We start from the raw sequence: 15095 nt of genomic DNA on the forward strand, positions 1-15095 counted from the left end.
ATAAGAGCAAGCTCTTAATCCATTCGCTCGACTTGCATGTATTAGGCACGCCGCCAGCGTTCATCCTGAGCCAGGATCAAACTCTCCAATAAAGTTAGTTTGTCTAGCATCTAAAATAAAAATTGACGTTTCACGTTGTTTGTTTCGTTTAGTTTTCAAAGTTCAACATCGCGTTTCAGCGACTTTTATAATATATCATAGTATATTATTTTCGTCAACAAGTTTTTTCGATAACTTATATCTCTCATTTGCTGACTCTGCCTATTATATAGGCTTTCCCTTCCCTATGCAAGTATTATTATAAAAAAATAAAGAGGGGAGATATCTCCCCTCTTATTCTTCTGAAGAAACCTCTTCGCTCGTTTCTTCCTCATCATCTTTTTGTGCTTTTGCTACTGTCGCTACCTCTTGCTCATCCTCTAATCGAATTAGACGAACACCTTGTGTATTACGTCCCATTTGAGAGATTTGATCAACTGGCATACGAATAATAACACCCGCTGCTGTAATTAACATAATATCTTCTTCACCTGTTACAGATTTAACAGCTACTAATTTCCCGTTTTTATCTGTAATATTACAAGTCTTCAGACCTTTACCACCACGGCTTTGTAGACGGTATTCATCAATTGGCGTACGTTTTCCATAACCATTTTTCGTTACAATTAAAACATTTACATCCTCTTCGACAATTTCCATACCTACAACTTGATCTTCTTCACCTAATGTAATTGCTTTTACACCAGCCGCGTTACGTCCCATAGAACGCACATCTTGCTCGTTAAAACGAATTAACATACCATTGCTTGTTCCTACAATAATATCCTTATCACCAGATGTTAAACGTACAGATATTACTTCATCCTCTTCACGAAGAGAGATTGCAATTAAACCATTCGTACGGATATTTGCAAATGATGAAAGTGGTGTTCTCTTAGAGATACCTTGTTTTGTTGTGAAGAATAAGAATTCATCGTCACCAAATTCACGAATTGGAATAATGGCGTTAATCCATTCACCCTTATCTACACCTAATAGGTTAATAATAGGTATACCTTTCGCTGTACGACTATACTCTGGGATTTCATATCCTTTCGTACGGTATACTTTCCCCTTATTAGTGAAGAATAGAATATGATCATGCGTAGAAGTAGTTAATAAATGCTCTACGAAATCATCATCATTTGTCCCCATTCCTTGCACACCACGTCCACCACGGTTCTGTGTTTTATACGTGGAAGCTGGTAACCTCTTAATATAACCATTATGAGTTAACGTAATGGCGATATTTTGTTCTGGAATCAAGTCTTCATCTTCAATAGACTCCATACCACCAATTGTAATTTCTGTGCGTCTCTTATCATTGAAGCGCTCTTTTACTTCCGTTAATTCTTCACGAATAATCTCAAGAACCTTTTCTTCATCTGCTAAGATTGCTTTTAATTCAGCGATTAACTTCATTAAGTCCTGATATTCTTGTTCAATCTTTTCGCGTTCTAAACCTGTTAAACGTTGCAAACGCATATCTAAAATAGCTTGCGCTTGTTTTTCACTTAAGCCGAAACGTTCCATTAAACCTTGCTTTGCAATTTCCGCTGTTTTCGAACTACGAATTAATGTAATAACTTCATCCAGATGGTCTAAGGCAATTCGTAATCCTTCTAAAATATGAGCACGCGCTTCTGCTTTTTCTAGTTCATAAGCTGTACGTCTACGAATTACTACCTTTTGATGTTCCAAGTAATGATATAAATTTTGTTTTAAGTTCAGCACTTGTGGCTCTCCATTTACAAGAGACAGCATGTTAATACCGAAACTTGTTTGAAGTGCTGTATGTTTATATAAGTTATTTAATAATACATTAGCATTGGCATCACGACGTACTTCCATAACAATACGCATACCATTTCGATCTGATTCATCACGTAAATCTGTAATACCTTCAATTTTCTTATCGCGAACTAATTCTGCAATTTTTTCAATTAATCGCGCCTTATTTACTTGATAAGGTAGTTCCGTTACGATAATAGATTGTTTGCCATTTGACTTCTCTTCAATTTCAACTTTAGCACGAAGTATAATAGAACCGCGTCCTGTTTCATACGCTCTACGAATACCACTTCTTCCTAAAATTAAACCTGCCGTCGGGAAATCTGGTCCTGGAATGCACTCCATTAATTCTGCAATAGTAATATCAGGATTATGACTTAATGCCAATACCCCATCAATTACTTCGCCAAGTTGATGCGGCGGAATATTCGTTGCCATACCAACTGCAATACCTGTCGTACCATTTACTAGTAAGTTAGGAAAACGCGCTGGTAATACAATTGGCTCTCTTTCAGAACCATCATAGTTATCTTGATAATCAATCGTATTTTTTGAAATATCACGTATTAACTCCATAGAAATCTTAGACATTCTTGCTTCTGTATAACGCATTGCTGCTGCTGAATCTCCATCGACAGATCCAAAGTTACCATGCCCATCAACAAGCATATAACGTTGACTGAAATCTTGCGCCATACGTACCATTGTTTCATAAACAGCCGAATCACCATGAGGGTGATACTTACCAATTACTTCACCAACAATACGTGCTGATTTCTTATACGCTTTATCAGCCGTAATTCCTAAATCATTCATCGCATATAAAACCCTACGATGCACAGGTTTTAATCCATCACGAACATCTGGTAATGCACGAGATACGATAACACTCATTGCGTAATCTAAAAATGAGGTACGCATTTCATGACTAATATTAATTTCTCGAATTCGTGCTTGTTGTTGATTGTCTGACATCAACGAGCACCTCCTCTTACATTTCCGTTACACATACATTGATTTATATGTAGAAGACAGGAATACTCAGATTCCTGTCATTACTCATTTAAATATCAAGGTTTTTCACGTATTTTGCATTTTCTTGGATAAAGTTACGACGTGGCTCTACTTTATCCCCCATTAAAATTTCAAATGTTTCATCTGCTTCAATTGCATCTTGAAGGGAAACTTGAAGTAATGAACGCACTTCTGGGTCCATTGTCGTTTCCCAAAGCTGAGCTGGATTCATTTCTCCTAAACCTTTGTAACGTTGGATCCCGGGTTTAGGTTGAGCTGGTAATTCAGCTAAAATCTTTTCAAGCTCTTTCTCATTATAAGCATATTGAATTTTTTTACCTTGTTGTATTTTAAACAACGGTGGCTGTGCAATATAGATATAACCATGTTCAATAATTTGACGCATATAACGATAGAAGAACGTTAATAATAGGGTACGAATATGCGCACCATCTACGTCGGCATCCGTCATAATAATAACTTTATGATAACGAGCTTTCTCAATATCAAAATCGCCGCCAATGTTCGTACCAATTGCAGTAATAATTGTACGCACTTCATCGTTAGATAAAATTTTATCCAATCTTGCTTTTTCAACGTTAATAATTTTACCTTTTAGCGGTAAAATCGCTTGGAAATGACGATCACGCCCTTGTTTTGCTGATCCACCAGCAGAGTCACCCTCTACAATGTAAATTTCACTAATTGCTGGATCTTTCGAAGAGCAATCTGCTAATTTACCAGGTAAACTTGAAACTTCTAATGCGCTCTTGCGGCGTGTCAATTCACGTGCTTTTTTCGCTGCAACACGTGCACGTGCTGCCATCGTACCTTTTTCTACGATTTTTCGTGCAACATTCGGGTTTTCTAGTAAGAACTTTTCAAATGCCTCTGAAAACACAGACTCTGTAATCGTTCTTGCTTCACTATTCCCAAGTTTCGTCTTCGTTTGTCCTTCAAATTGTGGGTTTGGATGTTTAATTGATACAATTGCAGTTAAACCTTCACGAACATCCTCACCCGTTAAGTTACTGTCTGCATCTTTTAAAATACTATTTTTACGTCCATAATCGTTAATCACACGAGTTAAAGCTGTTTTAAACCCTACTTCATGTGTTCCACCTTCATACGTATGAATGTTATTCGTAAATGAGTAAATATTATTTGTATATCCTTCGTTATACTGTAAGGAAACCTCAACTTGAATACCATCTTTTGATCCTTCTACATATACAGGTTCTTCATGGATTGGTTGTTTTGAGCGATTTAAATGCTCGACGTATGATTTAATTCCACCTTCATAATGGAATTCTTTCTTTTGCTTATGTTCACGTTTATCTTCAATTGTTAATTTAATATTACGATTTAAAAATGCTAATTCACGCATACGAGTTGCGAGCGTATCAAATTCGTATACTGTTGTTTCCTGAAAAATTTCTGGATCTGGTTTAAATCGAGTTATCGTTCCTGTTTGATCTGTGTCACCAATGACTTTTAAATCCGCAACCGGAATACCTCTTTCGTATTTTTGATAATGGATTTTACCTTCACGATGTACAAATACCTCTAGTTCTGTTGATAGGGCATTTACTACAGATGCCCCAACACCATGCAAACCACCAGAAACTTTATAACCGCCGCCGCCAAACTTACCACCAGCATGAAGAACGGTCATAATAACCTCTACAGCAGGACGTCCCATTTTTTCTTGTATACCAACTGGAATACCACGTCCATTATCCGTTACACGAATACTATTATCTTCTTCGATACTAACGTTAATTTCATCACAGTAACCTGCAAGTGCTTCATCAATACTATTATCGACGATTTCCCATACAAGATGGTGAAGTCCTTTTCCGCTTGTAGATCCAATATACATACCAGGGCGTTTTCGAACTGCTTCTAGCCCTTCAAGTACCTGTATTTGACTTTCATCATATGAATTTTCTTGCATTTGCTTTTGTTCCATTGACACAAAGATCACCTACTTTTCCATTTAAACAGGGATTACGCCCTATCTATTTCACAATCTACCGTGCCGTTCGTTACATGAATTGTTTTCGCTTCTTTTAATGTTTCGTGTTCAATTCCGTCGACACTCGTCGTTGTCACAAATGTTTGCACTTTTCCTTGAATTGTATTTAACAGATGCGATTGACGATAATCATCTAATTCTGATAATACATCATCCAATAGAAGAATCGGATATTCTTTAACTTCTGAGTAAATCAATTCAATTTCAGCTAATTTTAGGGACAGTGCGGTCGTTCGTTGTTGTCCTTGCGAACCAAAGACTTGAACATTTTTACTATTAACGAAGAATTGTAAATCATCACGATGAGGACCAATTAAAGTCGTACCACGGAAAATTTCACGTTGTTTCACGGATTGAAAACTTTCATAGTATACTTCTTTTATTTTCGACAAATCCATTGATTCTGATACATCTACACTCGGTTTATAGACAATTTCTAATTCTTCTAACCCACGGCTTATACCACGATGAATTGGAGCTGCCCATTCTTGTAGTAAATGCAAAAATTCAAAGCGTTTTTGCAAAATTTTTGTACCATGCTCAATAAGTTGAAGTGTAAATACATCCAACATCGTTTCCTCATTCTTACTATTCCCTTGCATCTTTTTTAGCAAGTGATTTCGTTGTGTGAGCACCTTTTGATATTGACTCAATTCATACAAATAGACCGGAGCTATTTGGCCTAATTCCATATCTAAAAAGCGTCTTCTTACTTGAGGGCTTCCTTTTACAAGATTTAAATCTTCTGGGGCAAACATGACAACATTCATCACGCCAATATATTGACTCAATTTTTGTTGTTCAAGTTGATTTAATTTTGCCTTTTTACCTTTTTTCGAGATATTTAATTCCAAAGACAAAGAACTATTTCTCTTTTGTAGCTTTCCTTTAATTTGACCGAAATCTTCATCCCAACGGATAAGTTCGCGATCATTAGAGGTTCTATGAGATTTCGCCATCGCTAAAACATAAATAGCTTCCATCAAATTCGTTTTCCCTTGCGCATTCTCGCCGATAATTACATTTACCTTATCTTCAAAGGAAAGCTCTAACTTTTCATAATTGCGATAGTTTTTTAATTGTATTTCTGAAATAAACAAAGGGCTCCCCCTTTATGACTGAACTTGGAAACTTCCGCTTCCTGGAATTTCAATAATATCGTTCGCATATAGTTTGCGACCTCTTCTATTTTCAAGTTCTTGATTCACGTACACTTCATATTCTTGTAAAAACCATTTTACAGCGCCACCTGTATCAATTACATCGGCTAACTTTAAAAATTGCCCTAGTGTAATATACTCTGTTGAAATTTTAATACGTTTCATAAAATCGCTCACTTTCTGAAAGTGTTCATTCTTTCATTGTACTAAATAAACTAGCATTAGGAAAGTAATACCCAAAAATCAAATAAGGGCTACTAGCATCTGAAAACTAGCAACCCTTATTTCTTACTTAGTAAGTACGAACCGGTAAAATTAATTGAATAATGGATTCATCATTTACTGTACGAATTAAGAATGGTCTCATTGCTCCAGTAAAGCTAATCTTAATTTCAGTACTATCTAATGCTTTTAGTGCATCCATCATATATTTTGCACTAAAAGATATTTTTAACTCTTCTCCATCTACTTTTTCACATTGAACTTCTTCTACTACTTTTCCGATTTCTGGTGAATTCGAGGAAATTTCTAGCATTGCCTGCTCTAAAGTTGATAATTTTACAACATTATTACGACCATCTCTTGCTAAAAGAGATGCACGATCAATTGCTTGTAAAAATTCTTTTGTATTTACAAAAATATCTGTTTTGCTCTCCGCTGGAATTAAGCGAGTTGTATCAGGGTAATTTCCTTCTAACAATCTTGAGAAGAATAATAAATGTTTTGTACGGAATAATACTTGATACTCCGTAATAACGATATCTACCATTTCTTCAGACTCATCTAGAATTTTGCTTAATTCATTTAAACTTTTTCCTGGAATAACAACATTTGCTTGGAACTCATCTGCAATGCCTTCAATTTTTGCTTTTCGAAGAGCTAGTCTGTGACTATCTGTAGCAATGCCAGTTAGTTCGCTGTTATATACCTTCCAGTTTACACCTGTCAAGATTGGTCTTGTTTCAGAAGTGGAAACTGCAAATACAGTTTGTCTAATCATATGTTTAAGTAAATCCGTTGGAATCTTAAAAACATGATGTTCTTCAATTTGTGGTAACAATGGATATTCTGCAGAATCTAAACCATTTAAATTAAACTCTGATTTTCCAGAAGTTATTTTTGTCATCAAATGATTTTCCACAGAAATTTCTACAGTTTCTTTAGGCAACTTCTTTACAATTTCACTAAAATATTTAGCCTGTAAAACAATACTTCCTGATTGATTCACTTCTACGATTTCTTTTCCATTCTCTTCAACTGGAATGAAAGATTCAATTGAAATATCAGCATCGCTTCCTGTTAATGTAACTCCTTCTTCTGTAGCGACAACTTTAATCCCCGTAAGGATCGGAATTGTTGTACGAGAAGAAACAGCCTTCATTACATCTTGTACACTTCTTACAAGATAGTCTTTTTGTATTGTAAAACGCATAAAGAAAAACCTCCGGTAAGTATAAGATTTTATTTAATTAATAAAGATAAAAAATAGTAGTAATAGTAATAGGGCTTGTGGATATGTGGATAACCCTGTTAAAGGATGTAAAAACAGTCTATCTACATGTGGATAGACTGTGCGTAAAACAAGGAAAGTTATTCACACTATTCAGCTACTACTTTAAAATATCGTTAATTTCTTCAACTTGCTTTTGTAATTGCGTATCCGTCTTAAGTAGCTTAGAAATTTTTTCATGAGCATGGATAACTGTTGTATGATCACGTCCACCAAATTCTTCACCTATTTTAGGTAAGGAGGAGTCTGTCAGTTCACGTGATAAATACATTGCAATTTGGCGAGGGAAGGCAACTGATTTCGTTCGCTTTTTCGCCTTGAAATCTTCCAATTTTACTTGATAAACATCTCCTACAGCTTTTTGAATATCATAAATGGAGATAATTTTTGGTTTAGAATTTGGAATAATATCTTTAAGTGCTTCGGCTGCTAAATCAGCATTAATATCTTTGTTAATTAAAGATGAATAAGCTACAACTCGGATGAGTGCACCTTCTAGTTCACGAATATTTGAATCGATTTGATTTGCAATATAAAGCATGACCTCATTTGGTATATCAAGTCCTTCAGCCTTTGCCTTTTTGCGCAAAATTGCAATCCGCGTTTCTAAATCTGGTGGCGTAATATCCGTAATGAGTCCCCATTCAAAGCGAGAACGAAGACGATCTTCTAAAGTTGGAATTTCTTTTGGTGGCCGATCACTGGAAATTACAATTTGTTTACTTTCTTCGTGTAATGCATTGAATGTATGGAAAAACTCTTCTTGAGTTTGTTCTTTTCCCGCTAAAAATTGAATATCATCTATCAATAAAACATCCACATTGCGGTATTTATTACGAAAATCGACAGCTTTATTATCACGAATAGAATTAATGAATTCATTTGTAAATTTTTCTGATGATAAATATACAACTTTGGCATTTGGGTTATGTTCAATTACATAATGACCAATTGCATGCATTAAATGGGTCTTTCCAAGTCCAACTCCCCCATAAATAAAGAGGGGATTATATGCTTTAGCTGGCGCTTCGGCTACGGCCAATGAAGCAGCGTGAGCAAAACGGTTACCAGAGCCAATAACAAACGTATCAAACGTATATTTTGGATTTAGCATACTCTGTGGTAAATGATTAGAATCATCTTGTGCTGAATTCGGTTTAGAAGGAGGAAGATCAATCTCCTCTTCGGCTTGACTTTGGGGAATAATAAAGCGAATAGCTAATTTTGCCCCTGTTAAATCATAAAGTGTTTCTGAAATTAGCTCTGAATAATGAGATTCTAGCCAATCGCGGGCGAATTCATTTGGAGCCGTAATTGTTAATACATCTTTCTTTAAATTATGTGCGGTCGTTGATTTTAACCATGTTTCATAACTTGGTTTACTGACCTTTTTTTCTAGTTCTTTTAAGGCGCTGTTCCATAAATCAGAGATGTTTTCCAAAGGTGTCCCTCCTTTACTAAGATGGTAAAAGAATAAGGTTGCGCAACAAATGTACAACCTAAATAAATATAAAATGTATATTTATACGAAACGTATTTTAAAACCTAAAAACGTCGTTTGTATATGAGATAGGGTTTTCGACAAAAAAGCAAATGTGGATAATCATTTACCCACATGTGATTAAAACTGTCCACATGTTATACACAAATTGTGGATAAGATAATGATGTGGAAAACTTATTCAAAGTGAAAACACAACTATAATATCAAAAAAAAGTAGCTATAGCAATGAAATTAAGAAAGTTATCCACAAAATCAATACCTTGTGGAATAAACTTGTCCACAACACGATATACTGTGTAAAAGTACGAAAAGAGTTTGTGGATATAAAAAACAGAAAAAAACATTTATCCACAAGGAAATATAGCGTCTGTGAAAAAGTATGTGAATAGGTTCAAAATGAATATTTGATGAAAATTTCTAGAACCATTGACATTTTCCTAGTTGATTAACTATAATTTATAAGACTGTCTTTAACAGATATTCCTCAGGGAGGTGTCATATAATGAAAAGAACTTACCAACCAAATAAACGTAAGCGCAGCAAAGTACATGGTTTCCGCAGCCGTATGAGCACAGCGAACGGACGTAAAGTGCTAGCAGCTCGTCGTCGTAAAGGAAGAAAAGTATTATCTGCGTAGACCACTGATCGTTCAGTGGTCTTTTTTTCTAATAATAGTGAATTTCCGCTGATGAACTACAGGAGTGTCAATTGATATGAAGAAAAAACATCGTATAAAAAAGAATGATGAATTCCAGACGGTTTTTCAAAAAGGAAAATCGACTGCGAATCGTCAATTTGTTGTGTATCAACTAGATAAAGAAGAGCAGCCAAACTTTCGTATTGGCCTTTCTGTCAGCAAGAAAATAGGAAATGCAGTAGTGCGTAACCGAATTAAACGTATGATTCGCCAGTCGATCACAGAATTAAAAGATGAGATAGATTCTGGAAAAGATTTTGTTATAATAGCAAGGAAGCCTTGTGCAGAGATGACATATGAAGAAGTAAAGAAAAGCTTAATTCATGTCTTTAAACGCTCTGGTATGAAAAGAATAAAAAAGTAGCGTAAGGAAATGAATTACACTATATACATACCGATACAAGGAGGAGTAGGCTTTGAAAAAGAAATTAGGTTTACTAGCCATGGTTGTTGTATTAATGGCGATTACTGCTGGCTGTAGTGAAGTAAATCAGCCAATTACACCAAAAAGCACTGGAATTTGGAATGAATACTTCGTATACCCGCTTTCTCAGTTAATTACGTATTTTGCCAACTTATTTGGTAGTAATTACGGTTTAGCGATTGTTGTTACAACTCTTATCATTCGTTTTGCATTATTACCATTAATGATTAAACAAACGAAGAGTACGAAAGCAATGCAAGCGTTACAACCAGAAATGGTGAAGTTAAAAGAGAAATATAGCTCTAAAGATCAAGCAACGCAGCAAAAACTACAACAAGAAATGATGCAGTTGTATCAAAAAAATGGTGTAAATCCATTAGCAGGATGTTTACCAATCTTTGTTCAGATGCCTATTTTATTCGCGTTTTACCATGCGATTATGAGAACATCAGAAATTAGTAAGCATACATTCTTATGGTTCGACTTAGGACAAGCAGATCCGTTCTATATCTTACCGGTTGTTGCGGCAATTACGACATTTATTCAGCAAAAACTTGCAATGGCAGGAACTGCTGGTCAAAATCCGCAAATGGCAATGATGATTTGGTTAATGCCAATCATGATTTTAATCTTTGCAATTAACTTCCCAGCTGCATTATCACTTTACTGGGTTGTTGGTAATATCTTTGGTATCGCTCAAATGTACTTGATCAAAGGGCCGGAAATTAAGGCTAGTAAGGCAGGAGGATCAAGCAAGTGAGTATAATTACTGCTAAAGGACAAACAGTCGAGCTGGCAGTACAGGATGCTTTAAGACAATTAAATGTTTCAAAAGACCGAGTAGATATAAATATTATCGATGAGGGTAAGAGAGGGTTCTTAGGTTTATTTGGGAACCGACCTGCAGTAGTAGAAGTTGTATTGAAGAAAGATCCAATTCAAGAATGTGAAGAATATTTAAAAAATGTTATTCACGATATGGGTGTGGAAGCTGAGATTAGTAAAATTGTAAAAGGACGCGAAGTTGAATTTACAATTTACGGCGAAAATGTGGGTGTTTTGATTGGAAAAAGAGGGAATACCTTGAATTCTTTACAGTATTTAACAAAACTTGTGGCGAATCGTAATACGAAGCAGTACATTAGTATCACATTAGATGCTGAAAATTATCGTAGTAAAAGAAAAGCTACGCTAGAAGCACTTTCTTATCGATTAGCCAAACAAGTAGTAAGTACGAAAAAAAGAGTTGTATTGGAGCCTATGCCATCTTTTGAACGAAAGATTATCCACCAAGCATTATCTAATCATCAAAATATCATTACAACTTCTGAAGGAAAAGAACCACATCGACATGTTGTAATATCTTCCAAGTGACCGGTTACTCAATTGAGTGCCGGTTTTTTTGAGGGGAAAATAGGTGTGGATAACTAAAAAACACTAAACTTATCCACTGTGAATAAGTTTAGTGTTTTTTACATGAGGACATAATAAAATGAGTTATTATTCTTTTGTAGATAGGTTCGTTATGGTATTCTAATAATTTAGTGAAGAAAATAATCATGTTGAAATAGAGATAAATAAGCAAGTGAGGTGAAAGGACATGGAATTTGATACAATTGCCGCGATTTCCACAGCGCTTGGAGAGGGTGCAATTGCCATTGTTCGAGTAAGTGGGGATGATGCGGTTGAAAAGGTTAATCGTATTTTTAAAGGGAAGGATTTAACAGAGGTTCCTTCTCACACAATTCATTATGGTCATATTGTTGATTTAGATACAAATCAGGTTATTGAAGAAGTAATGGTGTCTATTATGCGTGCACCGAGGACTTTTACACGTGAAAATATAGTAGAAATTAACTGTCACGGTGGGCTTGTTTCGGTAAATAAAGTATTGCAGCTTATTTTAGCGCAAGGAGTACGATTAGCGGAGCCTGGTGAATTTACAAAACGTGCTTTTTTAAATGGCCGTATTGATTTATCACAAGCAGAAGCTGTTATGGACTTAATCCGTGCAAAAACAGATCGAGCAATGAACGTAGCGATTAATCAAATGGAAGGACGATTATCTAAATTAATCGGCCGTCTGCGTCAGGATATATTAGAAACGTTAGCTCATGTTGAGGTAAACATAGATTACCCGGAATATGATGATGTGGAAGAAATGACACATAATATTTTAATTGAGAAAGCTACACATGTTCGTGCTGAAATTGCAAAAATATTAGAAACATCAAAGCAAGGAAAGATTTTACGTGAAGGTATTGCTACTGCAATCATTGGTAGACCTAATGTTGGGAAATCATCGCTATTAAATAGTCTCGTTCAGGAGAAAAAGGCAATTGTAACTGATATTGCAGGAACAACTCGTGATGTTATTGAAGAGTACGTTAATGTGCGTGGTGTACCACTTAAACTTATAGATACGGCCGGAATTCGTGAAACAGAAGATGTTGTTGAACGAATTGGTGTAGAGCGTTCAAAAGAAATGATGAGTCAAGCTGATTTAGTGTTAGTTGTCGTTAATTATAGCGAAGCTTTAACGAATGAGGATGAAGATCTATTCCGTGCCGTACAAGGAAAAGATTTCATTGTTATTGTAAATAAGACAGATTTACCGCAAGCAATTGATATGGAACGTGTTATAGAATTAGCAGCGGGGAATCGTGTTATTACAACGTCGTTAATTGAGGAACAGGGAATAGATGAGCTTGAAACGGCAATCGCTGATTTATTCTTTGAAGGAACAATTGATTCTGCAGATGTAACATATGTTTCTAACGCGAGACATATTGGATTATTAACACAAGCAGGAAAAACAATTGGAGATGCAATTGAGGCGATAGAAAATGGTGTTCCAATTGATATGGTGCAGATTGATTTAACAAGAACGTGGGAAATACTTGGTGAAATTACTGGTGACACCGTTCATGAGAGCTTAATTGACCAGTTGTTCTCTCAATTTTGTTTAGGAAAATAATATAGTGATGTTTCAGAAAGATAGAGATTATTAGGAGGAATAAACAATGGGATACAATGCCGGTTCATACGATGTCATAGTAATCGGTGCAGGTCATGCAGGATGTGAAGCTGGTCTTGCGGCAGCACGAATGGGCTCCAAAACATTAATGTTAACAATTAACTTAGATATGGTAGCGTTTATGCCATGTAACCCTTCTGTTGGTGGACCAGCAAAAGGGATTGTTGTTCGTGAAATTGATGCATTAGGCGGAGAAATGGGACGCAACATTGATAAAACGCATATTCAAATGCGTATGTTAAATACAGGTAAAGGGCCAGCTGTACGTGCACTGCGAGCACAAGCAGATAAGTTCTCTTACCAGCATGAATTAAAGAAAACAATTGAAGAAACACCAAACTTAACGTTGTTCCAAGGAATGGTAGAGCGTTTGATCGTTGAAGATGGCGAATGTAAAGGGGTAATTACGCAAGCTGGTGCTGAATATACAGCAAAAACAGTCGTAATTACGACTGGTACGTTTTTACGTGGTGAGATTATTATGGGAGATTTAAAATATTCGAGTGGTCCAAATAATCAACAACCATCTATTACGTTATCGGAACATTTAGAGGAGCTTGGATTTGATCTTGTTAGATTTAAAACAGGTACACCTCCGCGCGTAAATAGTAATACGATTGATTACAGTAAAACAGAAATTCAGCCAGGTGACGATAAGCCACGCGCTTTCTCTTTTGAAACGACAAAGTTTATTATGGATCAAATTCCATGTTGGTTAACGTATACAAGTACGGAAACACATCGTTTAATAGATGAAAACCTACATCGCTCAGCTATGTATTCTGGTATGATTAAGGGAACAGGTCCTAGATATTGTCCTTCAATTGAAGACAAAGTAGTAAGGTTTAATGATAAACCACGTCATCAAATTTTCTTAGAGCCAGAGGGACGTAACACACAAGAAGTGTACGTACAAGGTTTATCCACAAGCTTACCAGAAGACGTACAGCGTGATATGCTTAGAACAATCCCTGGTCTAGAAAATGTTGAAATGATGCGTACAGGTTATGCAATTGAATATGATGCAATTGTGCCAACGCAACTATGGCCAACACTTGAAACGAAAAAAATTAAAAATTTATATACAGCAGGACAAATTAACGGAACTTCTGGTTACGAAGAGGCAGCAGGACAAGGGCTTATGGCCGGAATTAATGCAGCATGTCGTTCTTTAGGTAAAAAAGAAGTTATTTTAGGTCGTGAGGATGCTTATATTGGTGTCTTAATTGATGATCTTGTAACGAAAGGGACGAATGAACCATATCGTTTATTAACGTCTCGTGCAGAGTATCGTCTATTATTACGCCATGATAATGCGGATCTTCGTTTAACTGAAATTGGTCATGAAATTGGATTAATTAAAGAAGAACGCTATGAGCGATTTACAAATAAAAAATTACAAATTGAACAGGAAAAGGAACGTTTAAGTAGCATTATTATTAAACCACGTCCTGAAGTTCAAGAATTAATTCGCAATATTGGTGGAAGTGAATTGAAAGATGGAATACGTGCAAGTGACTTATTACGTCGTCCAGAGATGACATATGAGCATATCCATCTTTTAGTACCAAGTGAAGTAGAATTAAGTGATGAAGTTACAGAACAAGTTGAAATTCAGATTAAGTACGAAGGATATATCGAAAAATCTTTACAGCAAGTAGAGCGTATGAAGAAGATGGAAAGTAAAAAAATTCCTGTCGATATTGATTATGATGCGATTTCTAGCCTTGCATCAGAAGCTAGACAGAAATTGAAAGATGTTCGTCCACTTTCAGTGGGGCAGGCTTCACGTATATCGGGCGTAAATCCAGCAGACATTTCCATTTTACTTGTGTATATTGAACAAGGAAAAATTGCGCGAGTATCGAACCAATAAATAGTA

12 protein-coding genes and 1 rRNA gene are annotated in these 15095 nt (G+C 35.8%); 6 read left to right on the top strand and 7 right to left on the bottom strand.

Annotated features, from left to right (window positions below):
* From PDQ40_RS14335 to dnaA, 7 genes are all read right to left on the bottom strand, one after another.
* Window positions 1–92: ribosomal RNA gene (locus PDQ40_RS14335) — 16S ribosomal RNA — on the bottom strand; the annotation flags it as partial.
* Between the two features lie 241 nt (window positions 93–333).
* Complete coding sequence (gene gyrA, locus PDQ40_RS14340) at window positions 334–2805, bottom strand: DNA gyrase subunit A (RefSeq protein ID WP_001282851.1); 2472 nt, start codon at window positions 2803–2805, stop codon at window positions 334–336.
* Between the two features lie 88 nt (window positions 2806–2893).
* Complete coding sequence (gene gyrB / locus PDQ40_RS14345; RefSeq protein WP_000435990.1) at window positions 2894–4816, bottom strand: DNA topoisomerase (ATP-hydrolyzing) subunit B; 1923 nt, start codon at window positions 4814–4816, stop codon at window positions 2894–2896.
* A 38-nt stretch (window positions 4817–4854) separates the two neighbouring features.
* Window positions 4855–5982 (bottom strand): DNA replication/repair protein RecF, encoded by a 1128-nt coding sequence (gene recF / locus PDQ40_RS14350; RefSeq protein WP_000470750.1) that lies wholly within the window; start codon window positions 5980–5982, stop codon window positions 4855–4857.
* A gap of 12 nt (window positions 5983–5994) precedes the next feature.
* Complete coding sequence (yaaA, locus tag PDQ40_RS14355) at window positions 5995–6207, bottom strand: S4 domain-containing protein YaaA (protein ID WP_000821367.1); 213 nt, start codon at window positions 6205–6207, stop codon at window positions 5995–5997.
* A gap of 127 nt (window positions 6208–6334) precedes the next feature.
* Window positions 6335–7474, bottom strand: a complete 1140-nt coding sequence (dnaN, locus tag PDQ40_RS14360) for a DNA polymerase III subunit beta (protein WP_001212896.1) — start codon at window positions 7472–7474, stop codon at window positions 6335–6337.
* A 178-nt stretch (window positions 7475–7652) separates the two neighbouring features.
* On the bottom strand, window positions 7653–8993 hold the full coding sequence (gene dnaA, locus PDQ40_RS14365) for a chromosomal replication initiator protein DnaA (protein WP_000428025.1): 1341 nt from the start codon (window positions 8991–8993) through the stop codon (window positions 7653–7655).
* Between the two features lie 564 nt (window positions 8994–9557).
* Between dnaA and rpmH the strand changes: the two genes are divergently transcribed.
* The 6 genes from rpmH (at window position 9558) to mnmG (ending at window position 15089) form a co-directional block, all read left to right on the top strand.
* Entirely contained in the window at window positions 9558–9692 is a 135-nt protein-coding gene (gene rpmH / locus PDQ40_RS14370; protein WP_000831901.1) for a 50S ribosomal protein L34, read from the top strand.
* Between the two features lie 76 nt (window positions 9693–9768).
* Window positions 9769–10116, top strand: coding sequence for a ribonuclease P protein component (rnpA, locus tag PDQ40_RS14375; RefSeq protein WP_000726630.1), 348 nt, complete (start codon window positions 9769–9771; stop codon window positions 10114–10116).
* Window positions 10117–10168: 52 nt separating this feature from the next.
* A complete protein-coding gene (spoIIIJ, locus tag PDQ40_RS14380; RefSeq protein ID WP_000727751.1) occupies window positions 10169–10936 on the top strand; it encodes a YidC family membrane integrase SpoIIIJ in 768 nt (255 codons plus the stop codon).
* A complete protein-coding gene (gene jag, locus PDQ40_RS14385; RefSeq protein ID WP_270691467.1) occupies window positions 10933–11550 on the top strand; it encodes an RNA-binding cell elongation regulator Jag/EloR in 618 nt (205 codons plus the stop codon). The genes spoIIIJ and jag overlap by 4 nt, the downstream gene beginning before the upstream one ends.
* Window positions 11551–11776: 226 nt before the next feature.
* A complete protein-coding gene (gene mnmE / locus PDQ40_RS14390) occupies window positions 11777–13153 on the top strand; it encodes a tRNA uridine-5-carboxymethylaminomethyl(34) synthesis GTPase MnmE (RefSeq protein WP_000393773.1) in 1377 nt (458 codons plus the stop codon).
* Between the two features lie 46 nt (window positions 13154–13199).
* Entirely contained in the window at window positions 13200–15089 is a 1890-nt protein-coding gene (mnmG, locus tag PDQ40_RS14395; RefSeq protein ID WP_000541033.1) for a tRNA uridine-5-carboxymethylaminomethyl(34) synthesis enzyme MnmG, read from the top strand.
* Window positions 15090–15095: the final 6 nt, after the last annotated feature.

Origin of the sequence: Bacillus cereus group sp. Bc061 (assembly GCF_027715825.1) — a bacterium.
In the GTDB taxonomy this organism is placed as follows: domain Bacteria; phylum Bacillota; class Bacilli; order Bacillales; family Bacillaceae_G; genus Bacillus_A; species Bacillus_A paranthracis.